Origin of the sequence: Streptomyces xanthii (genome assembly GCF_014621695.1) — a bacterium.
Lineage (GTDB): Bacteria > Actinomycetota > Actinomycetes > Streptomycetales > Streptomycetaceae > Streptomyces > Streptomyces xanthii.
In genome coordinates this window covers 7,111,966-7,137,325 of record NZ_CP061281.1, presented here as the reverse complement: position 1 = coordinate 7,137,325, position 25,360 = coordinate 7,111,966, and the positions used below count along the sequence as shown (strand labels likewise).

The 25,360-nt window shown below is 72.8% G+C and carries 31 protein-coding genes; 17 read left to right on the top strand and 14 right to left on the bottom strand.

Annotated features, from left to right (window positions below; genetic code table 11):
* The first annotated feature begins 88 nt into the window (after positions 1-88).
* Positions 89-481, top strand: a complete 393-nt coding sequence (locus IAG42_RS32370; RefSeq protein WP_188340502.1) for a DUF488 domain-containing protein — start codon at positions 89-91, stop codon at positions 479-481.
* A 15-nt stretch (positions 482-496) separates the two neighbouring features.
* Here IAG42_RS32370 and IAG42_RS32365 read toward each other — a convergent pair whose 3' ends face one another.
* From IAG42_RS32365 to IAG42_RS32335, 7 genes are all read right to left on the bottom strand, one after another.
* Positions 497-925, bottom strand: a complete 429-nt coding sequence (locus tag IAG42_RS32365; RefSeq protein WP_188340501.1) for a helix-turn-helix domain-containing protein — start codon at positions 923-925, stop codon at positions 497-499.
* 82 nt (positions 926-1,007) lie between these two features.
* On the bottom strand, positions 1,008-1,583 hold the full coding sequence (locus IAG42_RS32360; protein WP_188340500.1) for a dihydrofolate reductase family protein: 576 nt from the start codon (positions 1,581-1,583) through the stop codon (positions 1,008-1,010).
* A 95-nt stretch (positions 1,584-1,678) separates the two neighbouring features.
* A complete protein-coding gene (locus IAG42_RS32355; RefSeq protein WP_188340499.1) occupies positions 1,679-2,047 on the bottom strand; it encodes a luciferase domain-containing protein in 369 nt (122 codons plus the stop codon).
* Between the two features lie 42 nt (positions 2,048-2,089).
* Complete coding sequence (locus IAG42_RS32350; RefSeq protein ID WP_188340498.1) at positions 2,090-2,890, bottom strand: SDR family oxidoreductase; 801 nt, start codon at positions 2,888-2,890, stop codon at positions 2,090-2,092.
* On the bottom strand, positions 2,887-4,107 hold the full coding sequence (locus tag IAG42_RS32345; RefSeq protein WP_188340497.1) for an acyl-CoA dehydrogenase family protein: 1,221 nt from the start codon (positions 4,105-4,107) through the stop codon (positions 2,887-2,889). The genes IAG42_RS32350 and IAG42_RS32345 overlap by 4 nt, the downstream gene beginning before the upstream one ends.
* A gap of 31 nt (positions 4,108-4,138) precedes the next feature.
* Positions 4,139-4,777, bottom strand: a complete 639-nt coding sequence (locus IAG42_RS32340; protein ID WP_188340496.1) for an HAD family hydrolase — start codon at positions 4,775-4,777, stop codon at positions 4,139-4,141.
* Positions 4,774-5,586 (bottom strand): SDR family oxidoreductase, encoded by an 813-nt coding sequence (locus IAG42_RS32335; RefSeq protein WP_188340495.1) that lies wholly within the window; start codon positions 5,584-5,586, stop codon positions 4,774-4,776. Before IAG42_RS32335 ends, IAG42_RS32340 begins: the two co-directional genes overlap by 4 nt.
* Before the next feature lie 192 nt (positions 5,587-5,778).
* Here IAG42_RS32335 and IAG42_RS32330 point away from each other — a divergent pair, with 192 nt between their 5' ends.
* Positions 5,779-6,720 (top strand): alpha/beta fold hydrolase, encoded by a 942-nt coding sequence (locus IAG42_RS32330; protein ID WP_188340494.1) that lies wholly within the window; start codon positions 5,779-5,781, stop codon positions 6,718-6,720.
* Positions 6,721-6,806: 86 nt separating this feature from the next.
* The gene (locus tag IAG42_RS32325; protein ID WP_223206246.1) at positions 6,807-7,469 is read left to right on the top strand and encodes a TetR/AcrR family transcriptional regulator; all 663 of its coding nucleotides are present in this window, start codon (positions 6,807-6,809) and stop codon (positions 7,467-7,469) included.
* On the opposite strand, the gene IAG42_RS32320 is transcribed toward IAG42_RS32325, so the two are convergent.
* Entirely contained in the window at positions 7,433-8,029 is a 597-nt protein-coding gene (locus IAG42_RS32320; RefSeq protein WP_188340492.1) for a PadR family transcriptional regulator, read from the bottom strand. The two genes, IAG42_RS32325 and IAG42_RS32320, sit on opposite strands and share 37 nt — an antisense overlap.
* 80 nt (positions 8,030-8,109) lie before the next feature.
* Here IAG42_RS32320 and IAG42_RS32315 point away from each other — a divergent pair, with 80 nt between their 5' ends.
* On the top strand, positions 8,110-8,505 hold the full coding sequence (locus tag IAG42_RS32315) for a nuclear transport factor 2 family protein (RefSeq protein WP_188340491.1): 396 nt from the start codon (positions 8,110-8,112) through the stop codon (positions 8,503-8,505).
* Between the two features lie 12 nt (positions 8,506-8,517).
* Here IAG42_RS32315 and IAG42_RS32310 read toward each other — a convergent pair whose 3' ends face one another.
* Together IAG42_RS32310 and IAG42_RS32305 are read right to left on the bottom strand one after the other, a co-directional pair.
* Positions 8,518-8,886, bottom strand: coding sequence for a Zn-ribbon domain-containing OB-fold protein (locus IAG42_RS32310; protein WP_188340490.1), 369 nt, complete (start codon positions 8,884-8,886; stop codon positions 8,518-8,520).
* 175 nt (positions 8,887-9,061) lie between these two features.
* Entirely contained in the window at positions 9,062-9,790 is a 729-nt protein-coding gene (locus tag IAG42_RS32305; protein WP_223206245.1) for a TetR family transcriptional regulator, read from the bottom strand.
* A 126-nt stretch (positions 9,791-9,916) separates the two neighbouring features.
* Here IAG42_RS32305 and IAG42_RS32300 point away from each other — a divergent pair, with 126 nt between their 5' ends.
* The gene (locus IAG42_RS32300) at positions 9,917-10,705 is read left to right on the top strand and encodes an electron transfer flavoprotein subunit beta/FixA family protein (protein WP_188340392.1); all 789 of its coding nucleotides are present in this window, start codon (positions 9,917-9,919) and stop codon (positions 10,703-10,705) included.
* A gap of 59 nt (positions 10,706-10,764) precedes the next feature.
* Entirely contained in the window at positions 10,765-11,727 is a 963-nt protein-coding gene (locus IAG42_RS32295; protein ID WP_188340489.1) for an electron transfer flavoprotein subunit alpha/FixB family protein, read from the top strand.
* 44 nt (positions 11,728-11,771) lie between these two features.
* Here IAG42_RS32295 and IAG42_RS32290 read toward each other — a convergent pair whose 3' ends face one another.
* The gene (locus tag IAG42_RS32290) at positions 11,772-12,449 is read right to left on the bottom strand and encodes a hypothetical protein (protein ID WP_188340488.1); all 678 of its coding nucleotides are present in this window, start codon (positions 12,447-12,449) and stop codon (positions 11,772-11,774) included.
* A 172-nt stretch (positions 12,450-12,621) separates the two neighbouring features.
* A complete protein-coding gene (locus tag IAG42_RS32285) occupies positions 12,622-13,086 on the bottom strand; it encodes a cyclic nucleotide-binding domain-containing protein (RefSeq protein WP_188340487.1) in 465 nt (154 codons plus the stop codon).
* A 150-nt stretch (positions 13,087-13,236) separates the two neighbouring features.
* On the opposite strand from IAG42_RS32285, the gene IAG42_RS32280 reads away from it, so the two are divergent.
* From IAG42_RS32280 to IAG42_RS32270, 3 genes are all read left to right on the top strand, one after another.
* Positions 13,237-14,337, top strand: coding sequence for a D-alanyl-D-alanine carboxypeptidase family protein (locus IAG42_RS32280; protein WP_188340486.1), 1,101 nt, complete (start codon positions 13,237-13,239; stop codon positions 14,335-14,337).
* Between the two features lie 119 nt (positions 14,338-14,456).
* Positions 14,457-14,978 (top strand): hypothetical protein, encoded by a 522-nt coding sequence (locus IAG42_RS32275; protein ID WP_188340485.1) that lies wholly within the window; start codon positions 14,457-14,459, stop codon positions 14,976-14,978.
* Positions 14,979-14,996: 18 nt separating this feature from the next.
* Positions 14,997-15,632 carry a class F sortase gene (locus tag IAG42_RS32270; RefSeq protein ID WP_188340484.1) on the top strand — a complete coding sequence of 212 codons (636 nt, stop codon included), beginning with the start codon at positions 14,997-14,999 and terminating at the stop codon, positions 15,630-15,632.
* A 16-nt stretch (positions 15,633-15,648) separates the two neighbouring features.
* Here the strand turns inward: IAG42_RS32270 and IAG42_RS32265 are convergent, their stop codons facing one another.
* Positions 15,649-16,011, bottom strand: coding sequence for a hypothetical protein (locus tag IAG42_RS32265; protein ID WP_188340483.1), 363 nt, complete (start codon positions 16,009-16,011; stop codon positions 15,649-15,651).
* 87 nt (positions 16,012-16,098) lie between these two features.
* Positions 16,099-16,878: an IclR family transcriptional regulator gene (locus tag IAG42_RS32260; protein WP_188340482.1), complete on the bottom strand. Its 780-nt coding sequence runs from the start codon at positions 16,876-16,878 to the stop codon at positions 16,099-16,101.
* Between the two features lie 163 nt (positions 16,879-17,041).
* Between IAG42_RS32260 and IAG42_RS32255 the strand changes: the two genes are divergently transcribed.
* The 8 genes from IAG42_RS32255 to IAG42_RS32220 all read left to right on the top strand — a co-directional run bounded on the left by IAG42_RS32255 (position 17,042) and on the right by IAG42_RS32220 (position 25,286).
* A complete protein-coding gene (locus IAG42_RS32255; protein ID WP_188340481.1) occupies positions 17,042-18,352 on the top strand; it encodes an MFS transporter in 1,311 nt (436 codons plus the stop codon).
* 8 nt (positions 18,353-18,360) lie between these two features.
* On the top strand, positions 18,361-19,158 hold the full coding sequence (locus tag IAG42_RS32250; RefSeq protein ID WP_188340480.1) for a fumarylacetoacetate hydrolase family protein: 798 nt from the start codon (positions 18,361-18,363) through the stop codon (positions 19,156-19,158).
* Entirely contained in the window at positions 19,155-20,120 is a 966-nt protein-coding gene (locus tag IAG42_RS32245) for a sugar kinase (RefSeq protein ID WP_188340479.1), read from the top strand. The genes IAG42_RS32250 and IAG42_RS32245 overlap by 4 nt, the downstream gene beginning before the upstream one ends.
* 48 nt (positions 20,121-20,168) lie before the next feature.
* Complete coding sequence (locus IAG42_RS32240) at positions 20,169-20,813, top strand: orotidine 5'-phosphate decarboxylase / HUMPS family protein (protein WP_188340478.1); 645 nt, start codon at positions 20,169-20,171, stop codon at positions 20,811-20,813.
* A gap of 69 nt (positions 20,814-20,882) precedes the next feature.
* On the top strand, positions 20,883-21,458 hold the full coding sequence (hxlB, locus tag IAG42_RS32235; protein WP_188340477.1) for a 6-phospho-3-hexuloisomerase: 576 nt from the start codon (positions 20,883-20,885) through the stop codon (positions 21,456-21,458).
* A gap of 338 nt (positions 21,459-21,796) precedes the next feature.
* On the top strand, positions 21,797-23,146 hold the full coding sequence (locus IAG42_RS32230; RefSeq protein WP_188341715.1) for a uracil-xanthine permease family protein: 1,350 nt from the start codon (positions 21,797-21,799) through the stop codon (positions 23,144-23,146).
* The gene (locus IAG42_RS32225; protein ID WP_188340476.1) at positions 23,143-24,579 is read left to right on the top strand and encodes an amidohydrolase family protein; all 1,437 of its coding nucleotides are present in this window, start codon (positions 23,143-23,145) and stop codon (positions 24,577-24,579) included. Before IAG42_RS32230 ends, IAG42_RS32225 begins: the two co-directional genes overlap by 4 nt.
* On the top strand, positions 24,576-25,286 hold the full coding sequence (locus IAG42_RS32220) for a sulfite exporter TauE/SafE family protein (protein WP_188340475.1): 711 nt from the start codon (positions 24,576-24,578) through the stop codon (positions 25,284-25,286). The genes IAG42_RS32225 and IAG42_RS32220 overlap by 4 nt, the downstream gene beginning before the upstream one ends.
* Positions 25,287-25,360: the final 74 nt, after the last annotated feature.

Sequence of the window (25,360 nt, the reverse complement as noted above, 5' to 3'; positions counted from 1 at the left end):
ACTCCCGGTGGACGTCACAGCAACACCCCTCACTCAAGCAACACCGGACGGACTACGCAAAACATAGGAAAAGGACACAATGGGTCCCATGTCTTCACAGCATTCATCCGGCCGTCGGCCCGGCGGCTTCCCGGTGCGCCGGGTCTACGATCCACCCGCCGCCGAGGACGGGAAGCGGCTGCTCGTCGACCGCCTGTGGCCGCGGGGCGTCTCGAAGGAGCACGCCGACATCGACGAGTGGCTCAAGGACATCGCCCCGTCGAAGGAGCTGCGCACCTGGTACCACGCGGACAAGGACGACCGGTACGCCGGGTTCGAGGAGCGCTACCGCGCCGAGCTCGACGCGCCGGAGCGCGCCGAGCTGGTCGACCACGTGCGCGAGCTGGCCCGGAGCGGTCCGGTCACCCTGGTCACGTCGGTGAAGGACGTCGAGCACAGCCATGTGCCGGTGCTGGTGCGCCGGCTCGAGGAGGGGGACTGAGCGTCCCCTCGCCGGTCAGGCGGCGAGGCAGACCGTGCCGCGCCCGCTCGCCGCACCGCCCGCGCCGCGCACCGCGACAGAGGCGACCGAGGTGACGGAGGAGACGCCGGTGACCGAGGTGACCGAGGTGACGGACACCGGGCGGCGCCTCCGGGCGGCCCGCGCGAGCTCCCCCTGGGCCAGCGCCAGGACGTCGACGAGCCCGAGCCCGAGCGCTCCGGCGACGGCGGCGAGCATCTCGGAGGACGCCTCCTTGCGGCCGCGCTCCATCTCGGAGAGGTAGGGCATGGAGATTCCGGCGGTGTCGGCGACGTCCTGGAGGGTCCGGCCCTGGGCCCGGCGTCTGCGCCGCAGCACGTCCCCGACGACGTGCCGCCACAGCGGCTCCTGCTCCGGCGCGGACCGGTGGGCGCCGCTGCCCCGGCGGCTCTCGTGGATGCTCATCGGGCCAGCGTAGGCGGCGTACGGCGGCCCGGGGCGGCGCTTCGCCCTCGGCGATATCCGGGCCGCGGCGCGGCGGCGGAGGTCACTCGGGGACGCGCGCGTGACGCAGCAGGACGACCCCGTTGTCGAAGGTCTGGGTCCCGGCCAGGCGCAGGACGCGCGGGTGGAAATCCGTGACGGGGAAGAGCGGGGTGCCCGTGCCGATCAGGACGGGGTGCACGTAGGTGTGGAACTCGTCGATCAGGTCGTGGGCGAGGAACGTGGCGGCGAGGTCGGCGCCGCCGACGTTGAGGTCGCCGCCGGGCTGTTCCTTGAGGGCGCGGATCGCCTCGGGCAGCACCTCGGAGACGACGGTGGAGTGGTACGGGGCGGGGCCCGGCGGCAGCGTCCGGGAGAACACGATCTTGGGGATGTCGCGCCAGATGGCGGCGAACTCGACCTCCGTCGGGGTGCTGTCGGGGTCGGCGCCGGCCGCGGGCCAGTAGGACGCCATGAGTTCGTGCGTGACGCGCCCGGTGAGCAGGCCGCCGAAGGAGCGGACCTTCTCGTTCATGTGCCGGTGCAGGGCGTCGTCGACCTGGTGCCAGCCGATGTCCCGGCCCGGTCCCTCGGTGTACCCGTCGAGGGAGACGCCCATCATCAGAATGATCTTGCGCATGCCTGCTCCTCGTCGCCGCCCGCGTCCGGAACACCAGCATGCCCAGAGGCCGCGGTCCACCGCACGCACCGCCACGACCCGGATCGCCGGGTGCGCTACGAGGCCCGGGGGCGCTCCCAGTCGCAGGGCGGGGCCGGGCAGGCGTGCGGTGCGCGGCCCGCCTGCTCCTTGAGGGCGAGGCTCACCAGGCTGAGCAGGAGCTGCACGTCCGTGTCGCACTCCAGGAGCACGGTGATCCAGGACGCGCCGGGGTGCACGCGGACGGCACTGGTCCGCCGCAGGTGCGGCAGCAGCCGCTGCACCGCCGGCGCGGTGAGGTAGAGATCGGCGCAGTCGTCGGAGTGGAAGTGGACGAGGTCATGGCCCGCCGGGCCGAACGCGTGACCGATCGAGCACCGGGGCGGGCCGCTCACCAGGTGCGGCCATGTCCCGAGTTCGGTCATGGCACGCTGGGCCGCGGTCATGGCCCCATCCTGGCGCACCCTTCACCTCGGGGAAAACCCCCGTCAACTCCCCTGTTCCGGCGAGTTGTCGAGCACGCCCCCGGCGAGCAGCTGTCCGCCGTCGATCACCAGGGTCTCGCCGGTGATCCAGCGGGCGCCGTCACCGGCCAGGAAGGCCACGGCCTCGGCGATGTCGCCGGGTTCGCCGATCCGGCCGAGCGGAGTGGCGCCCGCGACCCGTCCTTCGTGCTCCTGCCAGAGCGCCTCGGCGAGGCGGGTGCGCACGATGCCGGGCGCGACCGCGTTGACCCGCACCTTCGGCCCGAGTTCCAGGGCGAGTTGCTTGGTGAGGTGGATGAGGGCGGCCTTGGAGACGTGGTAGATGCCGACGTCCTGCGCGACCGAGAGCCCGCCGATGGAGGCGGTGTTGACGACCGCGCCGCCGTGCTCGCCCATCCACGCCTTGACGGCGAGGGAGGTCCACAGGATGGGCGCCCACAGGTTGACGTCCATCGTCTTGGCGAAGCGGGCGTGGTCCTGGTCGATGACCGGGCCGTACGCCGGGTTCGTGCCCGCGTTGTTGACGAGGATGTCGAGCCGCCCGTGCGTGGCGAGGGTGTGCTCGACGCAGGCGCGGGCCGCCTCCTCGTCGGTGGCGTGGGCGCCGAACCCGGTGACGCCCGCGCCGAGTTCACGGGCCGCCTCCTTGGCGCGGTCCTCGCTGCGGGAGGTGATCACGACCTGGGCGCCGCGGTCGCGCAGCGCGCCGGCCGCCGCGAGGCCGATGCCCCGCGACGCGCCGGTGACCAGGGCGACCTTGCCGGCCAGGGACTCCGTGCCCGCCGGGGATTCCGCTGTGCTCATCGCTCTCCTCGTTCGGTCTCCCGGCGGCGCAGTTCGCGCCGGGCGATGGTCCGCTTGTGCACCTCGTCGGGACCGTCCGCGAGACGCAGGGTACGCAGGTGCGCGTACATGCTCGCGAGCGGGAAGTCGTCGCTGACGCCGCCTCCGCCGTGCACCTGGATGGCGCGGTCGACGACCTTCAGGGCCACGTTCGGGGCGGCGACCTTGATGGCGGCGATCTCGGTGCGGGCCTGCTTGTTGCCGACCGTGTCCATCAGGTGGGCGGCCTTGAGGGTGAGCAGCCGCGCCATGTCGATCTCGATACGGGACTCGGCGATCCAGTCCTGGATGTTGGCCCGCTCGGCGACCGGCGCCCCGAACGTCGTACGGGACTGTGCGCGGTCGATCATCAGGTCCAGGGCGCGCTCGGCCATGCCGATGGCGCGCATGCAGTGGTGGATGCGGCCGGGGCCGAGGCGGGCCTGGCTGATCATGAAGCCGTCGCCCTCGCCGGCGAGCAGGGCGCCGGCGGGGACCCGTACGTTCTCGAAGAGGACCTCGGCGTGGCCCTCGCGGTCCTGGTAGCCGAAGACGGGCAGGCCGCGCAGGATCGTGACGCCGGGAGTGTCGACGGGGACGACCATCATCGACTGCTGGCGGAAGGCCGGTCCGTCGGGGTCGGTCTTGCCCATGACGATGAGCACCTCACAGCGGGGGTGCAGGGCGTTGGAGGTCCACCACTTGCGGCCGTTGAGGACGTAGTCGTCGCCGTCGCGCTCCATCCGCATCTGGATGTTGCTCGCGTCGGAGCTGGCCACGGCGGGCTCGGTCATGGCGAACGCGGAGGCGATCTCGCCGGCGAGCAGCGGCTTGAGCCACTTCTCCTTGTGTTCGTCGGTCCCGAAGAGGGTGAGGACCTCCATGTTGCCGGTGTCCGGCGCGTTGCAGTTCGTGGCCTCGGGTGCGAGGTGGGCGCTGCGGCCCATGATCTCGGCGAGGGGCGCGTACTCCAGGTTCGTGAGGCCGGGGCCCCATTCGGGGTGCGGGTGGAAGAGGTTCCACAGGCCGCGCTTCTTCGCCTCGGTCTTGAGGTCCTCGATGACCGGCGGGTGGAAGTGCGGGTCGCCGGACGCGGCCATCTGCTCGGCGTAGACGGCCTCGGCCGGGTAGACGTGTTCGTCCATGAAGGCGAGCAGGTCGGCCTGGTACCGCTTGGCCTTGTCGGTCAGCTCGTACACGGGTGTCCTCCGATGGTGGTCTCGTACGGTGTCATCGCGCGGCGGCGGGCCGCAACAGGCGCGCCAGGGCGGAAGCGCTGCCCGCGGCGTCGCGGTGCAGGACGCCGGCGAGGCCGATCCGGGCCGCGGCGTCGAGGTTCTGGCGCAGGTCGTCGACCATGACGGTCTCCTCGGGCGGGGCGCCGAGGCGTTCGCAGGCGAGGGCGTAGGCGCGGCGCGAGGGTTTGCGGACGCCGATCTCGCCGGAGACGGTGACGGCGTCGAACAGGGCGGGCAGGTCGAAGCCCGCGTAGCAGTCGTCGCCGAGGGAGTTGGACAGCAGCCCGACGCGGTGTCCTTCGGCGCGCAGCCGGGCGACGAGGGCGAGGCTGTCGGGGTCGGGGCGCAGGTGGGCCTGGAGCCGGGCGACGAGTCCGGGCCCTGCGGCGGTGACGCCGTGTGCCCGCAGCCGGGCCGCGTAGCCGTCCTCGAAGGCGCGCTGTCCGATGCGGCCCTCCTCGTGGGCGACGAGCAGGGCGCTGCTCTCCTCGTCCTTCGACAGCAGGCGCAGCAACTGACCGGGCTGCGCGCCGAGTTCGCGGCCCAGTTCCTCGAAGGCGTCGATCACGCTGGTGGTGAGCACGCCGCCGAAGTCGAAGAGGACCGCGGTGCGGGTCCGTTCGTCGGTCATCGCACCGCCTTCTGGTAGCGCCGCATGCCGCGCAGCCAGCGGTCGTAGTCGGTGCCCTTGTGGCGGTAGAAGTCGAGGACCTGGGGGTGCGGCAGGACGAGGAAGCGCTCGTCGGCGACGGCTTCGACGACGCGGTCGGCGACATCGAGGGGCTGGAGCAGTTCGCCGGAGTCGAGGACGGCTCGGGCGGCGGCGCGCTCGGTCGGGTCGGCGGAGCGGGTGCCGGCCATGAGCAGCTCGGTCTCGACGCCCTGGGGGCACAGGCAGCTGACGCGGACGCCCTGGTCGCCGTAGGTGACGGAGAGCCATTCGGCGAAGGCGACAGCGGCGTGCTTGCTGACGGAGTAGGTGGCGGAGCCGATCTGGGTGAGCAGTCCGGCTGCGGAGGCGGTGGTGAAGAAGTAGCCCTCGCCGCGCTCGACCCAGCCCGGCACGAGCAGCTTCGCGGCGCGGACGTGCGCCATCACGTTGACGTCGAGGGCGCGGCTCCACTCCTCCTCGCTCGCGTCGAGTCCCGCGCCGCCGCCGATGCCCGCGTTGGCGAAGTAGAGGTCGACGGGGCCGAAGCGCTCCTCGGCCAGGGCGACGAGGGCGCGCAGGTCCTCGGTGGCGGCGGCGTCGGCCGCGCGGCCCGCGACGCGCTCGCCGTGCTCGGCGGCGAGCTCGCGCACGGTGGTGTCGAGGCGCGCGCCGTCCAGGTCGGTGAGCAGGACGCCGCGGGCGCCCGCCTCCAGGAGGCGCCGGGCGACGGCGGCGCCGATGCCGCCCGCCGCGCCGGTGACCACGGCGACCTTGTCGTTGATCAGCATGGGGGTGACCGCTCCTTCGCTCGGCTGCGCCCTCACCGTATTTGAATCCGGCTTCAAGTTCAATGACAGTCGGCGGACCGCTCGCTATATTCGGATCCGACGCCAGGTTCAGGAACCGCGCCGGGAGCGACGGGGCGTGCGGGAAGGGCCTGACGAGGAGCGCGTGGCCGGACGATCCGAGGAGCCCTGGACATGACCGCACATCTGCCGATCGCCGACTGGGAGCGGGTCCCGGCGCGGGACGTGGCGACGAACGGCGTCACCCTGCGCGTGTACGAGGACGGGCCGCGCGATACGGCGAAGCCGCTCGTCGTGCTGTGCCACGGCTTCCCCGAACTGGCCTTCTCGTGGCGGCATCAGATCCGGGCCCTGGCCGCGGCCGGGTACCGGGTGCTCGCCCCGGACCTGCGCGGCTTCGGCGCGAGCGACCGGCCCGCGGACCCCGGGGCGTACGACGCGCTGACGGTGTGCCGGGACCTGGTGGGGCTGCTCGACGACGTGGGCGCGCGGGACGCGGTGTTCGTGGGGCACGACTGGGGCGCGTCGATCGTGTGGCACATGGCGTGGGCGCATCCGGAGCGGGTGCGGGCCGTGGTCGGGATGAGCGTGCCGGTGACGCCCCGCTCCCCTGTCGCGCCGCTGCCGGTGCTGCGCAGGCGGCTCGGCGAGGAGTTCTACATCGTGTGGTTCCAGGAGCCGGGCGTCGCGGACCGGGCGCTCGCCCAGGACGTGCGGCGCACGCTGACGGCGCGCGAGATCTGGTCGGCGGCGTGGGCGGCCCGCGAGGAACCGGCGGCGCCGCGCCCACACTGGCTGAGCGAGGAGGAACTCGCCTTCTACGTGAAGACGTTCGAGGAGACGGGCTTCACGGGCGGCCTGAACTACTACCGCAGCCTGGACCGCACCTGGGAGCTGACGGCGCCGCTCGACGACCGGACCATCGACATGCCGTCCCTCTTCGTCACCGGTTCGAAGGATCCGGTGGCCCGGTTCATGCCGAGCGACCGCCTGGAGGAGGTCCTGACGGATCTGCGGGGCCGGGTCGTGCTCGACGGCGCGGGCCACTGGATCCAGCAGGAGCGGGCGGCGGAGGTCGACGCGGCGCTGCTCCGGTTCCTCGACGGGCTCGGATGAGAGACCCGGCTGATAGCATCCGCAGCCACCCGCGTGGCGGTCGCGGCCCCGCGACCGCCCGCACGAACGAGAGCGAATGGACCGCATTGCCTGCCCAGGCCGCGGCCGCCGACGGCGGTCAGAAGCAACCGATCACGCCCCGCAGCGCCCGCGGCGTCAGGACGCGCAACGCGCTGATCACCGCCGCGCGTGAGGTCTTCGAGCGGGACGGCTACCTCGACGCCCGGATCACGGACATCTCCAAGGCCGCCAACGTCGCGTCCGGCTCGTTCTACACGTACTTCAACAGCAAGGAAGAGATCTTCCAGGCGCTCGTCGCGCAGGTGCAGGAGGAGATGCTCCATCCGCACCTGCGGGAGCGGACCGGCATCACCGACCCGCGCGAGATGATCGACGCCTCGAACCGCGAGTACCTGCGCGCGTACAAGAAGAACGCCCGGCTGATGGCCCTGTTCGAGCAGGTCGCCCAGGTCGACGAGACGTTCAGGCAGCTGCGCATCGAGCGGGGCGACGCGTTCGCGCGGCGCAACGCGAAGCTGATCCGCTCGCTCCAGGACGCGGGCGCGGCGGACCCGAGCCTCGACCCGCTGATCACGGCGCACGCGCTGTCCGTGATGGTGAGCCGCATGGCGTACATGGTGTTCGTCCTCGGCCAGCGCATCCCGTACGAGCGTCTGGTGACGACGCTCAACAAGATCTGGGAGAACGGGCTTCAGCTGCGCGCGCCGGAGGCGGACCCCGGGGACTGAGCGGCGCGGGCGGCGCGGCGCTCCAGGACGCCGAGGACGCGCCGCCCCCAGCTCACATTGCCCTCCTCGAATCCGATGCCGGCCATCAGCGTCAGGTAAGGGCCGATCCGCTCCCCCACCTCGAGGAACTCCTCCTCGCTGCGACCGCCGAGGAGATGCTGCCGGATCCGCTCGTAGCGGGCGAGGCGGCCCTGCGCCCACGACACCCGCTCCTCGAGGTGCGCGCGCACGGCGTCCAGGTCTCCGACGTCGACGGCCTGGACCTTCACCATCAGCTCGTCGCGCAGCGCGAGCGGTTTGGGCCGGCGTGCCGTGAACGCGGCGAGGTCCTCGTGCCCCGCGGGCGACAGCGTGAACATCCGCTTGTTCGGCCGCCGTTCCTGCGGGACCACGCGCGCGTCGATCAGTCCGTCCGCGGCGAGGCGGTCCAGCTCCCGATAGAGCTGCTGCGGTGTCGCCGCCCAGAAGTTGGACACCGACACGTCGAAGATCTTCGCCAGGTCGTATCCGGACGCCTCGCCCTCCAGGAGTGCGGCGAGGACGGCGTACTTGAGAGACATGTGGACACCCTACAAGGATGCGACTACTGTCGCCCGCACCTAATCAACAAATTTACTAATGAGTGAGCGAGGTGGCGTCCATGCATCCCTTCCGCGCGGCGGTGGAGAAGGACGATCTGGCGGCGGTCGAGGCCATGCTGGCCGAGGACGTGGTGTTCACCAGCCCGGTCGTGTTCAAGCCGTATGCGGGCCGGGCGATCACCGCGGCGATCCTGCGCGGGGCGAAGCGCGTCTTCGAGGACTTCCGGTACGTCCGGGAGATCACCGGGGCCGACGGGCGTGATCACGCCCTCGTGTTCGAGGCGCGGGTCGGCGACCGGGCCATCACCGGCTGCGACTTCCTGCACGTCGACGAGGAAGGGCGCATCGACGACTTCATGGTGATGGTGCGTCCGCTGTCGGCGGCGCAGGCACTGGCGGCGGCGATGGGGGCCGAGTTCGACCGGATCGCCCAGGAGGCGGCGGCCGGAGCCTGAGCCCCGGCCCGTTCAGCGGTAGTAGGCGTCGTCGCCGGCCGGTTCGCACAGCTCGAAGCAGACCTCGCCGGCGTCCTCGGTCGCGCCGGGGGCCGTGCGGACCTCGGCGCCGACCCACACCAGGTGCGGGGGCGTGCCGACGACCCGGCAGGGCACCACAAAGTCCTCGGGGAAGCGGACCAGCGACTCGTTGCGCGCGACGCCCGTGCCGCGGTGCACCACACGTGACTGCACGACGATCCCGGGGCCCGCGCTGCGCTGCGTCTCCAGGTCGCTCGACGCGCAGACCGGACACAGCAGCCGGCGGAACGACGCGGTGCCGCACCAGCGGCAGCGCTTGAAGGTGAATCCCGTGCCGCCGTCGGCCTCGGCCGGCGTCATGACACCCGTCGCGCTTCCCGACAACCCCGCCCACTCCGACATCGCTCGGCCTCCCGCGCTCACCCGGTCCGCCGGGCTGAGGCTCCGGCGCCCGGTCAGCGTATGACACTCAGTGCCGCGCGGTAAAGATACCGAGTACCCTCCGGATCGGAATTCTTGGGCACCCGGACCCTGTTCAGTCGTCCCGGAGCGCCGATTCGACCTGCTGGATGACCCGCCACATGGGGGCGCCCTTCGGGGCCACCATCACCACGACCTCCTCCTGGGCGACGGCCGGGCCCGGGTCCCGCTCGGCCGACTCGCCCCACACCCGGCGGACGAGCCCGAACGCGCGCTCCACGGCCGCCTCGGCGTCGCCCTCGCCGCCCGAACGCAGCCAGGTGCGCAGTGCGTTGTTGTGCGCGGCCACGACGGAGGCGGCGACGACCTCGGCCCGCAGGCCGCCGTCCGGGACGGCCGCCCAGCGCCGGCGCAGGTACTCGGCGAGCGTGCGCTCGTAGCGCCGGACGACGGACAGCTCGTAGGTCCGCAGCCCCGGCACCTCGCGCGTCAACCGGTAGCGCTGCACGGAGAATTCGGGATTCGCGGCGTACATGCGCAGGACGAGTCCGGCCGCGTCGCAGACGACGTCGACGGGGTCCCGCTCGTCGCCCGCCGCTTCGAGGAACGCGGTCATGTCGGCGAGCACGCTCTCGTGGTCCGGGAAGACCGCGTCCTCCTTGGACGGGAAGTACCGGAAGAAGGAGCGGCGGCCGACCCCGGCCCGCGCCACGATGTCGTCCACCGTCGTCCGCTCGAACCCTCGCTCCAGGAACAGCTGGAACGCCGCCTCGGCCAGCACCTCCCGCATCGGGGCCTTCTTCGCCGCCCCGTTCGATCCACTGCCCTCGCGTGCCTCGCTCATGCCGGGAACGTAACACCGGACGGCCCCCTTTGGCACTACGTACCTTTACAGAGGGAACTGAGTGCCATACGGTGGCCGCAGTAGGCCTGAGAAGGCTGAGAAACGCTCTGAGCGAGGAGAGCCGGCGTGAGCTTGAGGATCGTTGTCACCGTGAAGTACGTGCCGGACGCGACCGGTGACCGGCATTTCGCGGATGACCTGACCGTGGACCGTGACGACGTGGACGGCCTGCTTTCCGAGCTGGACGAGTACGCGGTGGAGCAGGCGCTGCAGATTTCGGAGAACTCGGACGACGATGTCGAGATCACCGTGCTGACGGTGGGTCCCGAGGACGCGAAGGACGCGCTGCGCAAGGCGCTGTCGATGGGTGCGGACAAGGCGATCCACGTCGAGGACGACGATCTGCACGGCACGGACGCGATCGGTACGTCGCTGGTGCTGGCGAAGGCGATCGAGAAGGCGGGCTTCGACCTGGTCGTCTCGGGCATGGCGTCGACGGACGGTACGGCGGGGATCGTGCCGGCGCTGGTGGCGGAGCGTCTGGGTGTGCCGCAGGTGACGCTGCTGTCCGAGGTCGCCGTGGAGGGCGGCACGGTGTCGGGTCGTCGTGACGGGGACGCGGCGTCGGAGCAGCTGGAGGCTTCGCTTCCGGCGGTGGTGTCGGTGACGGACCAGTCGGGTGAGGCGCGTTACCCGTCGTTCAAGGGGATCATGGCGGCGAAGAAGAAGCCGGTGGAGTCCTGGGACCTGTCCGACCTCGGCATCGAGGCGGAGGAGGTCGGTCTCGAGGGTGCGTGGACGAAGGTCGAGTCCGCGGCCGAGCGTCCGGCGCGTACCGCGGGCACGATCGTGAAGGACGAGGGCGAGGGCGGCAAGCAGCTCGCCGAGTACCTCGCGGGCCAGAAGTTCATCTGAGCTTTTGTCGCCTCATCCATTCGCCCAAGTTCTTTGTGATTGCAGGAGATTGAAGTCCCATGGCTGAAGTTCTGGTCTACGTCGACCACGTGGACGGTGCGGTCCGCAAGCCCACGCTGGAGCTGCTGACGCTGGCGCGTCGGATCGGTGAGCCGGTCGCGGTCGCTCTCGGCAGTGGTGCCGCCGGTACCGCGGCGGTGCTGGCCGAGCATGGTGCCACCCGGGTTCTGACGCACGAGGCGGCCGATTACGCCGACTACCTGGTCGTGCCGAAGGTCGAGGCGCTTGAGGCCGCGGTCGCGGCGGTGTCGCCGGTGGCGGTGCTGGTTCCCTCCTCCGCGGAGGCGAAGGAGGTCGCGGCGCGTCTGGCGCTGCGGATCGGGTCGGGCATCATCACCGACGCGGTCGACCTGGAGGCCGGTGACAGCGGTCCGGTGGCCACGCAGTCGGTGTTCGCCGCCTCGTTCACCACGAAGTCCGTGGTGGTCAAGGGCACCCCGGTCATCACGGTGAAGCCCAACAGTGCCGCGGTCGAGCCGGCGGCCGCCGCGGGTGCGGTCGAGGCCCTGGACGTGGCGTTCTCGGAGAAGGCGCACGGCACGAAGGTCACCGCCCGCACGGCGCGTGAGTCGACGGGCCGCCCGGAGCTGACCGAGGCCGCGATCGTGGTCTCCGGCGGCCGTGGTGTGAACGGTGCGGAGAACTTCTCGGTCATCGAGGCGCTCGCCGACTCCCTGGGCGCGGCCGTGGGTGCCTCGCGTGCCGCGGTCGACGCCGGCTGGTACCCGCACTCCAACCAGGTCGGCCAGACCGGCAAGTCCGTCTCCCCGCAGTTGTACATCGCCTCGGGCATCTCGGGCGCGATCCAGCACCGGGCCGGTATGCAGACCTCGAAGACGATCGTCGCGATCAACAAGGACCCCGAGGCCCCGATCTTCGACCTCGTCGACTACGGCGTCGTCGGCGACCTCTTCGACGTCGTCCCGGCCCTCACGGAGGACGTGAAGTCCCGCAAGGGCTGATCACCTTCCCGCAGTCGCAGGACCCCGCGCCGCGCCCCTGACCGTCACCGGTCGAGGGCGCGGCGCCATGTGTAGTACCCGGCGGCGCCGAGCGCCCCCGTGATCAGCAGCCCGCCGAGCCCCAGCTGCACCGGGCCGATCCGGCCCCACGAACCGCCGTCACCGGCGTGCACCCCGTGCATCTGGCTGCCGCCGCTCCCCGTCACGGTCAGGGTCTGCCGGACGACGCTGCCGCTCTCGCAGGTCACGGAGACCGGGTACGTGCCGGGCCGGGCGCCGGACGGCACCTGGAACTGTCCGACGAGGTCGTCCCGCTGGGTCGTGGTCTGCAGCGGGAAGTCACCGGCGCCCAGGCTGTTGGCGTCGCCGGTGGCCCGGCGGTCCTTGCGGCAGGCGCTCGTGTTCGCCGTGACGGTGGCGCCCGGGCGCGGGTTCGCCGGGGACAGTTCGAGGGCGCCGGGCGCCTTGCCTGTGCTGCGGGTGCTCGGGACCTCGGCGGGATCCTCCAGGCCGGCGTCGCCCTCCGGGACGAGGGAGTCGGAGGGCGCGGCGGGATCGGCGGGGTCGGCCGGATCTACGGGCGCGGCGGGCTCGCTCCAGGAGGACTCGCTCTCCCAGGGGGTGTCGTCGCCGTCGGCCCGGGCGTCGGCGCACACCGGGGTCGCTAGGGCGAGAACGGCCGCCGTCAGTGCGGTGGCCGGCCAGGACGCGGTGCGACGCATGCTGATCCTCTCTGAGCGGGCCGCGTACGGCCACGGGTTCGGTTCGGCTTACCGGCCGAGCCAAACCCGTGGGTACGCCGCCCGCGCGTCGAGGAGGCGAGTCGGGTGAGCGAAGGGGCACGTGTGGGTGACCCCGAGGCGTCGCGTGACGCTCCGTAGGCGTCGGAAGGGATCAGGAGTGGTGGGTCTGGATGCGCCCGTGCGTCCGGTGGGCCTCCACGAGCTTGACCCGCGCGGAGACGAGCCGGTGGGCCATGACCTCGGCCACCCCGTGCAGCAGGCTCACGCCGAGCGCGGGCTCGAGGTCGCACAGGTTCCGCACCGCGGCGCCGTCGAACTCGTAGGCCCGCACGGGGCTGAAGGCCTCCGCGCCGAAGTCCCATTCATAGGGCGGGAAGAGCCAGGACCAGCCGAGGAGATCGCCGGGGCCCAGCGGATCGATGGGCAGCAGGGTGCGGTCCGAGACGCGGACGTCGAGCGTGACCATCCCGGTGCGGATGATCCAGAAGCACCGGGCCGGTTCCCCCTCGTCGAAGATCCGGGTGTCCTGGGGGAACGAGACCTCCTTGGCCAGGGTCATCAGCCGGTCGCGGTACTCGCGCGGAAGCCTGTTGAGCAGGCGTGTCTGAGCCGTCATGGCGGAACCACCTCCACCCTCGTGTCACTCCAGCGTACGTACGACCGGCCGAGTGCACCGGACGAGCGCCCGGGGCCCGCTCCCCGGTCGGCGGCGGCCGGATGGCTGACGTGCCGGGCGGGTCGGCGGGGGCGACCCTACGTTTCCGGCATGGCGACTTTCCTCCGCTCTCATCCCCGTACGGCCAAGGCCGTCGCGGCCTCGGGCCTGTGCACGGCGCTCACCCTGGGCGCCGTCGCCCCCGCGTTCGCCGCGGCCTCCCCTCCCCGGCCGCCCGCCGCCCCCTCCCTGTCGGCCCTGTCCTGGGAGGTCATGGACGCGGGCACCGGGGAGGTCCTCGCCGCGAAGGCGCCGCACCGCAGGCTGCCGCCGGCCAGCACGCTCAAGACCCTGTTCGCGCTGACCGTGCTGCCGCGGCTGCGCCAGGACCTGGTGCACCGGGCCTCGTACGCGGACCTGTCGGACGTCGCGGAGGGCAGCAGCATGGTCGGCGTGGACGAAGGCACCCGGTACACGGTCGCCGACCTGTGGCGCGGCGTGTTCCTCAGCTCGGGCAACGACGCGGTGAACACGCTGGCCCGGCTGAACGGCGGGCTGCCCCGCACCCTCGCGCAGATGCAGGACACCGCCCGCCGGATCGGCGCCCGCGACACCCGCGTGCGGTCCGCCGACGGCTTCGACACCCCGGGCCAGTACTCCTCCGCCCACGATCTGGCGCTGATCGCCCGCGAGGGCTTCAAGAACCCCGACTTCCGCCGCTACATGGGCACGAAGTGGGCGCAGTTCCCGGCGGCGGGCGGCCCGCACGCGTTCGGCATCCAGAACACGAACCGGCTCCTGGTCGGCTCGCACGGGGTGGAGCCGTACCGCGGCCTGATCGGTGTCAAGAACGGCTACACCTCGCAGGCGGGCAACACCCTGGTCTCCGCCGCCACCCGCAAGGGCCGCACGGTGCTCGTCACGGTGATGAACCCGCAGGACGGCGATTCGAACACCGTGTACGAGGAGAGCCGGGAGCTGCTCGACTGGGGCTTCGTGGCGGCGCCGCTGCGGGCCCGCGCCGCGGTGGCCGGCCCGCAGCACCCCTCGGCCCACCGCCGTGCGGAGGCCGCGGCCCCCTCGGCGGCGGCGCCCGCTCAGGAGGCGCACCAGCCGTCGGGCCTCGGCCGGCACCTGGGCGCGGCCGCTGCGCTGCTCGCGCTGGCCGGGGTGCCACTGCTGCTGCGCCGACGGCTGCGGAAGGGGCGCTGACCGGGACGCGGAGGCGGCCTGGCGGCGGGGGCCGCCACTCCACTGGCCCCCGCCGAATGGTGGACCTGCGCCCGGCTTCCTAGCGTCGCGAGCATCCGCCCCTTCCCAGGAGGATCCGTATGCGTTCCATATCCGTGCTGTCGTCGGTGGCGCTGGCCTCGCTCGTCGCGCTCGGCCCCGCCGCCCCGGCCGCCTTCGCCGGAGACGACGACGGTGGCACCCAGCCCGACGTGACGTCGTTCGGCTTCTCGGTCACTCCGAGCACGGTGGCCGCCGGCGGCACCGTCACGCTCAACTCCACCGGCTGCGACGTGCCGACGGTGAACGTCGACGCGCCGGTCTTCGACAAGGCGCAGCTCAACGAGGGTCACTCCGTGACCCGGCAGGTCTACCCCGACGCCAAGCCGGGCGCCCAGTACGCGGTCACCTTCGAGTGCAACGGCGAGACGGGCACCACCACCCTGACGATCGCCACCGGCCGGCCGAGCCCCGCCCCCGTGGACCGCGGGGTGCGCGCCGGGGTCGGCGGCAGCGTAGGCGGCACCGACCCGGCCCTGCTGGCCGCGGGCGGTGTGCTCATCGCGGGTGCGCTCGGTGCCGGATACGTGCGGCTGCGCAAGCGCCGCACCGACGCCGCCTGACGGCCGGGACCGGCGACCGTGCCCTCGGCCGCGCCCGGCGCCCGCAGGCCCTCGTGGTCCTTCCTCGCCGTGGTGCTCCTGATCGGCGTCCTGCTGGTGCACCACGGCGTCTCCCGTGCCGACGGACCGCCGCAGCCCGATCCGGGCGCGGCGCGTCTCGGCACGACGACCCCGCCGGCCGATCCGCTGCCCGCGTCCACCCCGGTGCGGGTGCGCATCCCGGAGATCGGGGTGGACGCGCCGCTGACCCGGGTGGGCCGGGACGCCGAGGGCTGGCTGGACGCGCCGCCCCCGGACGACGCCAACCTGGCGGGCTGGTACACGAAGGCCGTCACGCCCGGTGAGCGCGGTACCGCGGTGATCGACGGGCATGTCGACAACGCGCGGGGCCCGGCGGTGTTCTACGGCCTGGGCTCGCTCGAGAAGGGCGAGCACATCGAGGTCGACCGGGCCGACGGCTCCACCGCCGTGTTCGAGGTCCACGGCATCGACGTCGTCGACAAGAACGACTTCCCCGACCGCAAGGTGTACGGCAGTACGGGCCTGCCCGAACTCCGCGTCATCACCTGCGGCGGCCGCTACGACAAGCGGACCGGGTACAGCGGCAACGTGGTCCTGTACGGGCTCCTCACCGAGGTGCGCGGACGCTCCTGAACCGGCCCCTCGCCGGTCAGCCCGCGGAGGGCGGGGCGGCCGGCGGGGGCGGGGAGAACATCGGCGGGGCGGCGGGCGGCGCCGCGTTCGGCTGCGAGTCGAGGACGACGCGGCACAGCTTGAACTCGTACTGATAGGTCTGCGTCCTGCCCTGGATGATCACCAGGTAGCCCTCGCCGTCCTCGTAGATCACGCGGCGTACCGGCATCGCCGGACGGGCGGGGTCGAAGGCGAGCACGTGGCGGTGCAGCGCCTCCCGCGCCTCGGCGCGCGTACCGGTGACATGCCCTTCCGCCCGGGTCTGCTTGTACAGCCCGGTCGGGTTCGCGTGCTGGCACGACATCATCAGGCCCCACGTGCCCCGTACCTGGTCCTCCACGGCCCGTCCCCCGTTCCGCTCGACTGCGTTTCGCCTCCGGAACTCTGCCACACGGCCTCGGGACGGCGGAGCCCGGTCGGCCGGTCGTCAGCCGGCGAAGGGGCCGGGCGGGAGCAGCACCGACAGTTCCTGGGCGGCGGCGGTCAACGCGGGGCGCAGCGCGAGGAGTTCACCCAGCGGCATGCGGAAGGCCGGGGCGGCGACCGAGAGTGCGGCGTGGGCGACGCCGTCGGGGCCGAGGACGGGGACGCCGAGCGCCCGGATGCCCGGTTCGTGTTCCTCGTCGGCGACGGCGTGCCCCTGGGCGCGCACCTTCTCGATCTCCGCGCGGAACGCCGCGCGGTCGGTGATCGCGTTCGGCCCCAGCGCGGTCAGTTCGATGTGCTCGACGAGGTCCTCGCGCACGTCCTTGGGCGCGTACGCGATCAGGACCTTGCCCATCGAAGTGCAGTGCGCCGGGCCGTGCTTGCCGGGTTCGCCGCGCACGCTCACCTGTTGCGTGCCCTCGACGTGGTGGATGTAGAGCTGCTTGTCGCCGTCGAGGACGGACATGAGGACGGCCTCGCGGCAGGTGTCGGCGAGCCGGCGCATGACGGGCAGCGCGATGCCGCTGAAGCCGTGGGCGTGGGAGACGCGCTGGCCTAGTTGGTAGACGCGCAGGCCCAGGGTGTAGTGCTTGGTCCGCTCGTCGAACTGGACGAAGTGGTCCCGGGTGAGGGACTTCAGGAGCCGGTAGCAGGTGCTGGTCGGGAAACCTGAGGCTCGGGCCAGTTCCGAGAGGGTGACGCCCGTGGGACGGTCGCCGAGCAGCGTCAGGACGTGCAGGGCCTTGCTGACCATGTCGGAGGGCGGTGCGCTGGTGGACATGGGCCGAGTTTGCCACATAGCGGCAAGACTTTCTCCCTGACGGAAACAATCCATTGACAGTCAGAAACGTGCCGGTCATTCTCTTTTCAACTCGCGGCAAGGCTTGCCACATCGTGGCAAACCTTGAGCATCTCCGTCCCCCCTCGGGAGAAAGGCCTCCTGAATGACGACTCCGCCCCCGGCCGCCGCTCTCAGCCCCCGGCGCTGGACCCGGCTCATGCCCATGGTCTTCGTGACCTACAGCTTCGCCTACCTCGAACGTTCGAACTTCTCCGTGGCCGCCGCCGGCGGCATGGCCGACGACCTGCGCATCTCCGGAAGCGTCTCGGCCCTGCTCGGATCCCTGTTCTTCCTCGGCTACTTCGCGTTCCAGATACCCGGCGCGGTCTACGCGGAGCGGCGCAGCGTGAAGCGCCTCATCGTGTGGTGCCTCGTGCTGTGGGGCCTGCTCGCCACCGCCCAGGGACTCATCCCCGACGTACGGGCCCTGATGATCGTGCGGTTCCTGCTCGGTGTCTCCGAAGCCGCCGTGCTGCCGGCCATGGTCATCCACATCACCCACTGGTTCACGGCGCGCGAGCGCGGCCGCGCCAACACCTGGCTGATCCTCGGCAATCCGGCCACCGTCCTGTGGCTCACCGTGGTCTCCGGCTACCTCGTGGAGTGGGTCGGCTGGCACGGCATGTTCATCGCGCAGGGCGTCCCGGCCCTCGTGTGGGCGTTCGTCTTCCACAAGTTCATCGACGACCACCCGCGCGACGCCCGGTGGCTCACGTCCGAGGAGCGCACCGCGCTGGAAGGGGCGCTCGCCGCCGAACAGCGCCGCCTGCCCGCCGCCGGCGGCTATCTCGCCGCCCTGCGCTCCCGCAACGTCGTCCTCCTCTCCCTCCAGTACTTCCTGTGGAGCCTCGGCGTCTACGGGTTCGTCTTCTGGCTGCCGTCCATCGTCCGCGCCGGCAGCGACGAGGGCATCGGCCTCACCGGGCTGATCTCCGCCCTGCCGTACCTGTTCGCCTGCGTCGCGATGCTCGTCAACAGCCGCGCCTCGGACCGCGCGGGCGCCCGCAACCGCTACGTCTGGCCCTGGCTGCTGCTGGGCGCGGCCGGCTTCTACGGTTCGTACCTGCTCGGCGACGCCTTCTGGTTGTCGTACCCGCTGCTGTGTCTCGCCGCCGCGGGAATGTACGCGCCGTACGGCCCCTACTTCGCCGCGATCCCCGAACTCCTGCCGCAGAAGGTCAGCGCCGCCGCCGTCGGACTCATCAACTCCTTCGGCGCGCTGGGCGGTTTCGCGGGCAGCTACCTCGTCGGCATGCTCAACGACGTGACGGGCTCCACCGGGGCCTCGTTCCTCACCATGGCCGGCTGCCTGGTCACGGCGGCCGCGCTGATGTGGTTCGTCCGGGCGCCGCGCGTGCCCGCCGTCGCGGGAGCGGCCCCCGCACCCGCCACGACCACCGCACAGAACGGCTGACACACCCGATGCGCATCGCCCGTATCGCCCATGCCGGCGGTGTCCACCACGCCGCCCTCGAAGGGGACACCGCGCGGATCGTCGCGGACCCCTTCGGGGGCGCGGCCGCCGCGCTGTCCGCCGACCGCCTCGTCCCGCTCGCCGAGGCCCGCCTCCTCGCCCCCGTCCTGCCGCGCACCCTCGTCGGCATGGCGCACAACACCGGCCTTGAGGACCGCCGGCTGCCGCCCCAGGCGTTCCTCAAGGCCCCTCGCTCCGTCATCGGCCCGGGCGAACCCGTCGCACTGCCCCCGGGCGTCGGACGGGTCGACGCGGAGGCCGAACTCGCCGTCGTTCTCGCCGGATCCCCCGAGGGGCACACCCTCGACACCGTGCTGGACTGCGTGTTCGGCTGCACGGTCGCCAACGACATCACCGCCCGCGACCTCCAGCGCACCGACCCGTTGTGGACCTCGGCCAAGGGGCGCCGCGGCTTCACCCCGCTGGGGCCGTGGATCGAGACCGACCTCGACGCCTTGCGCCCCGACGACACCGAGGTGGCGCTGTCCCTCGACGGAGTGCCGCTGCCGCCCGCCTCGACGCGCCGGCTCGCCCGCGGCATCGCCGAGATCCTGTGCCACCTCGGCGACTACCTCCCGCTCGGCCCCGGCGACGTCGTCCTCACCGGCGCACCCGGCGCGTACGGCCCGCTGCGCCCGGGCGGCGAGGTGTCCGCCTCCGTCGCCGGGATCGGCACGCTCACCAACCCGGTGACCGGCTCTCTCCCCGGAGCCGGCCGCCCCGCACCCGCCGGAGACCCCGTATGAAAGCCACCGCCCCCGCCCTCGACGTCATCACCTTCGGCGAGGTGATGGGCATGCTCGTCGCGGCCGACACCGGCCCGCTGGCCGAGGTCCGGTGCTTCACCCGCGCGCTGGCCGGCGCCGAGGCCAACGTCGCCACGGGGCTGGCGCGCCTCGGGCACCGCGCCGGATGGATCGGCCGCGTCGGCGACGACCCGCTGGGCGCGCACGCCGTCGCCGCGCTGCGGGCCGAGGGCATCGACACCGCGCAGGTCACAGTGGACACCGAGGCCCGCACCGGCTTCCAGCTCAAGAGCCGGGTCCTGGAGGGCGACCCGGAGGTCGTGTACTTCCGCCGGCACTCCGCCGGCAGCCGGCTCGCGCCCTCCGAAGCCGCCGACGCGTATCTGCGCACGGCGCGCCACCTCCACCTCACCGGCATCCCCGCCGCCCTCTCCCCCACCGCCCGCGCCTTCACCCACCGCGCGCTCGACGTGGCCCGGGACGCAGGGCTCACGATCTCCTTCGACCCCAATCTGCGGCCGGCCCTGTGGCCGGACCCGGCGGAGATGATGCGCGTCGTGAACGACCTGGCCGCACGGGCCGACTGGGTCCTGCCGGGCCTCGCCGAGGCCCGGCTGCTCACCGGGGAGACGGACGCCGGGCGGATCGCGGAGTGCTATCTCGCCCGGGGCGCGAGCCGTGTCGTCCTCAAGGACGGTGTCCGCGGCGCCCGCCTCTACGAACGCGACGGGGCCTGGCACCAGCCCGTCTTCCGCGTGCCCACCGTGGACACCGTGGGCGCGGGCGACGGGTTCGCCGCGGGGCTGATCAGCGCGCACCTCGACGGGCTCGGCCCGCGCCCGGCCCTGGAGCGCGCCGCGGCGACCGGCGCGCTCGCCACCACCAGCCACGGCGACCGCGACGGACTTCCCACACGAGCCCGTCTCGACGCCTTCCTCGCCGCGCCCCCGGCCACGGCCTGAGCCCATCCCCCTGGTCAACTTCCCTCTCAAACCCTGGAGTCGGACACCATGTCCCTGCAACTGCAGATAGCTTTGGACCGCATCGAGCTGGAGCGGGCGGTGGAGATCACCGCCGCCGTGGCGCCGCACACCGACTGGATCGAGGTGGGCACCTCCTTGATCAAACGCTTCGGCATCACGGCCGTACGGGAGGTGGCCGCCGCCGCGGGCCCCGTACCCGTGCTCGCCGACCTGAAGACGCCCGACGACGCGTCCTACGAGTTCACGCTCGCCTACGAAGCGGGCGCCGCGTCGGCGACCGTGCTCGGGTGCGCGGGCGACGCCACCCTGGACGCCGCCGTCCACGTCGCCGCGGAGCACGGCCGCGAGGTGGTCGTCGACCTGATGGAGACCACCGGGGAGCGGCGCGCGGCACTGGCCGCCCGGCTCCCGTCCGGCGTCGTCCTCGCCGCGCACGTCGCCAAGGACGCCCAGCGCGCCGGCGGCAGCCCGACCGAGCTGCTCGGTCCGTGGCGCCGCGGCCGTCGCGTCGCCGTCGCGGGCGGCCTGACCGCGGCCGACCTCCCCGCGTTCGCCTCCGGCCCCGACGACGTGCGCGTCATCGTCGGCTCGGCGGTGACGGGAGCCGTCGACCCGGAGGCGGCGGCCCGCACACTCGCCGCGGCGGCCTCCCGCGTCCCGTTCCCCTCCTGACCCGCCCCTCCGCGCCCTTCCGACCCTCTCGCACCACCTGCCCCACCCTCACCGCGTAAGGAAATCCCCATGTCCGACCAGGAACTCCGCCCCTCCGACGCCCTCCTCGACACCGTCCTCGACGAGATGCGGGGCGTCCTCGCCGCCGTCGACGCCGGGCAGCTCGACGCCCTGGCTTCCACCCTTCTCGCGGCCCGGCGGGTGTTCGTCGCGGGCGAGGGCCGTTCCGGGTTCATGGCCAAGGCCTTCGCCATGCGGCTGATGCACCTCGGGCTGCCCGTGCACGTGATCGGCGAGACGACCACGCCGGCCGTCGCCGAGGGGGACACGGTCGTCGCGGTGTCGGGCTCGGGCACCACGGCCGGCACCGTCCGCGTGGCGGAGCAGGCCGTCAAGGTGGGCGCCGAGGTGCACGCGGTGACCACCGCGCCGCAGTCGCCGCTCGGCGTCCTCGCCGCGTCCGTCGTCCTGCTGCCCGCCGCGACGAAGTACCGGCGGCCCGGTGAGGCGGCGAGCGTGCAGCCGCTGTCCAGCCTGTTCGACCAGGCCACGCACGTGGCGCTGGACGTGGTGGCGCTCCGGCTGGCCGGCCTGGCTCACGTGGGCCACGCGCAGGCCCGCGCGGCCCACGCCAACACCGAGTGAGTGAGGACCGGTGCCGGGCCGTCGACCGCACGGTCGGCAGCCCGGCGCGATGACGTGGGGCGGAACCGCCGGAACGACGGTGGGCCCGCCCCTTGACGCTCCCCCACCCCACACCCCCATACTGTCAGCCAAATCGATTTGGCCAAATCGATTTGGCTCTCCGTCCCAGGGCCGGATCGCGGCTGAAGAACCCGAGCGTGCCGTCACCCGAACGGAGCCCGAACGTGTTCAGTCCCCAGAAGAGCGGGTCAGTCCCCGCCCAACCACCCGTGCCCGAAACAGACCGGACGCCCCACCCGGGACCGGAGCCCGACCACGCCGAGGGCGGCCGCTCCGGAGTGCACCCCGTCGACGAGCGGCGCCCCCTCGGGCGGATCCTGCTCTTCGGCGTCCAGCACGTGCTCGTCATGGCGGCGACGCCCATCTCGGCGATCTTCCTGATGAGCGCCACCCTCCGGCTCGGCCCCGGGCTCACCGTCGATCTGCTCTCGGCGGCGTTCGTGCTGTCCGGCGTCGGATCGCTGATCCAGTCGCTCGGGCCCTGGAAGTTCGGGCCCCGGCTGCCGTTCGTCATGCTGCCGGGCGGCGCGCCGCTCATCCTGTTCCTCGCCATCGCCGAGCAGCACGGGCTGCCCACCGCCACCGGCGCGGTCGTCCTCACGGCGCTGTTCTGCTTCGTCGTGCTGCCGGTGTTCTCGCGGCTGCTGCGCTTCTTCCCCGCGCTGGTCATCGGCACGATGATCGTGATCGTCGGCGTGAACCTGGTGAAGGTGGGCGCGGTCCTCGTCGCCGGGCGGCCCGGCACCCCCGGCTTCGCCGACCCGGTCAACCTCGGGCTCGGCATGGCGACGATCGGCTTCACCGTCGTCTTCTACCTGTTCTTCACCGGAGTGGTGCGTCAACTCGCCGTCATGCTCGGCCTGTTGGCGGGGACGGCGCTCGCCGCCGCGACCGGCGCGATCGACTTCGGGCAGGCGGCCGGGGGCGGTCTGGTGAACGTGCCGCAGCTGATGCCGTTCGGCACCCCGCAGTTCAACCTGGTCGCCGCGCTGCCGCTGATGCTCTACAGCCTGGCGTCGATGGCCGAGGCGACCGGGCAGACCGTCATCAACGCGGAGGCCGTCGGCAAGGAGATCGACCGGCGCACCGACGTCCCGAAGACGGTGCGCGGCGACGCGCTGACCTCTCTCGTGGGCGGCTTCTTCGGGCTTCCGCTGATCGTCACCAGCGGCGAGAACATCGGCATCGTCCGGGTCACCGGCGTCCGCAGCCGCTTCGTCACGGCGGCCGCCGGGGCGGTGCTCATCGTCATCGGGTTCCTCGCCCCCGTGACCCGCGCCATCAGCGTCATCCCCTCGGCGGTCGTCGGCGGCACGGCCATGGTCGTGTTCGCCGTGATCACCGTGCTCGGCATCCAGATGCTCGGGCGCAGCGACCTCGACCGGCACAGCTCGACGTTCATCTGCGCCGTCGCGCTCGCCCTCGGTCTGCTGCCGATCCTCGTGCCCGGCGTGTACGGGGGCTTCCCGCCGAACGTCCGCATCCTCCTCGAGAGCGGCGTCGCCGTGGGCGCGTTCACCGCCGCCGTCCTCAACGTCCTCTTCCACCACGTCAGGCCGGGCATCGCCGCCCGCCTGAGCAACAGCACGCCGGTCTCCGGCACCGTACGCACAGAAAGCGACCGATGAACACGCCCGACCACCCCGCCCGCCGGCTCCTCTCCGCCCCCGGCCCGCTCCTCCTCGCCCCCGGCGCGGTGCTCCTTCCCGAAGGACCCGTGGACGGCTGGGCGGTGGTGGTCGACGGCGGACGCTTCCTGGCCGTCGGCCCCGCCGACGAGCTGGAGCGGGCACATCCGCGGCTGCGGGCCGTACGGATGCCGGGGCACCTGTTGATGCCCGGCTTCGTGGACGCGCACCACCACCTCACGCAGTCCTTCGGTTCCGCGCTCGCCTTCGGGGAGCCCTCGGAGATCTTCCGCCGGGTGTGGGTGCCCCTGGAGGGCGCCCTGGACGAGGAATCCGCCTACGTCGCGGCGAAACTGGCCTCGTACGAGGCGCTGCGCGGCGGGTTCACGACCGTCGCGGACGCCGGGACGCGGGCGGACGTGGACGTCGAGGTCGTCGCCTCGGCCGCGCGCGACGCGGGGATCCGCTGCGTCCTCGGCCTGGTCTGCAACGACGCGGACGCCCCGGAGGGGGCGAGCGCCACCGCGCTCGACGCCGCCGGGAAGCACCTCGACCGCTACGCCGACGACCCGCTCGTGCATCCGTCCCTGGCCGTCTCCATCCCCGAGGCCGCCACCGAGGCGACGCTGCACGGCACGGCGCGGCTCGCCGCGGAGGCCGGGGCCGTCGTGCAGATCCATGTGAACGAGCACCTCGCCGGGGTGGAGCGTTCACTCGTCCGGCACGGGCTGCGGCCGCTCGAGCACCTGCACCGCATCGGTGCGCTCGGGCCCCAACTGCTCGGCGCGCACGCCACGTTGCTGACGCCGCGCGAGCTGACACTGCTCGCCGACACCGGCACGGCGATCAGCTACAACCCGGTGGCCAGCGCCTGGAAGGGCAACGCCGTCGCGCCCGCCACCGCCATGGCCGAGCGCGGCATCCGCTTCGGCCTCGGCACGGACGGCACGCGCGGCGACGGCTTCCGGCTCACGGAGGCCGCCGAGTTCGCGCAGCGGCTCGCCTACGGGCTGACCACCGGCGACTCCTCGTGCGGCGCCGGCTGGACGTGGCTGGAGGCGGCGAGCCGGGGCGGCGCGGACGCCCTCGGCCTGGGTGCCCGGACCGGCGCGGTCGCGGCGGGTCTGGCGGCCGACTTCCTGCTCGTCGACGTGGAGACGCCGGAGCTGGCGTTCTCCTGGGACCTGCCGTGGGAGCTGGTGCGGCGCGGCAACCGGGACCAGATCTCCGCCGTGTTCGTGGACGGCCGGCTGAGGATGTGGCACGGTCGGCCGACGGACTGGGACGGCGACGCGCTCGTGCGGCGGGCCGCGGAGCTGGCGCGGTCGGCCGTGGGCCGGGCGGACATCACGCGGGCCCATCCGACGTCGGTGGCGGCGCGGGAGTCCGCGGTACGGGCGGGTGCGGTACGGGAGCGAGGTGCGCGGCGGTGAGTGGCGTGACCTTGGTGGTGCTGGCCCTGACGGTGGTGGTCGCCGCGTTCGTCCAGGGCAGCAGCGGGCTGGGCTTCGCGCTGATCGTGGCGCCCGTCGCCGGGATCGTCGACCCGGGCCTGGTCCCGGTGTTCGTGCTCGCGTCGATGATCCCGCTCAACCTGTACGTGGCCTGGCGCGAGCGGGCCTCGCTCGATCTGCGCGGCGCGGGCTGGATCACCGGGGCCCGGCTCGCCGCGACCCCGGCGGGTCTCGCGCTGCTGTGGCTGATCCCCGAGCGCAGCCTCGGCCTGTTCGTGGGGGTGGCGACGCTCCTCGCGGCGGTGGTGAGCCTGGCGGCGCCCGCGTTCACGCCCGGCAGGGCCGCGTACGTCGGCGCGGGCGCGGTGACCGGGCTGACGGAGACGGCGACCGGTGTGGGCGGGCCGCCGCTGGCGCTGGTGTACCAGCACCGGCCGCCGGCCGAGCTGCGGGCGACGGTGGCCGCGTGCTTCCTCGTCGGCGAGGTCGCCTCGCTGATCCTGCTGTTCGCGACGGGCAAGGCGCAGGCCGGGGAGCTCGGCGCGTCGGCACTGCTGCTGCCCGCGATCGCGGTGGGCGCGTGGCTGAGCCGACTGGTTCATCACCGGCTCGACGCACGCCGGATGCGGCTGTTCGTGCTGGTCTTCGCGCTGGTGTCGGGGCTGGTGCTGGTGGTCGGCGTCTGAGCGCGCGCCGCCGGACGCTCCGCGACGTCAGACGGTCCGTGCCATCAGGCGGTCCGGGTCGCCAGACGGTCCGG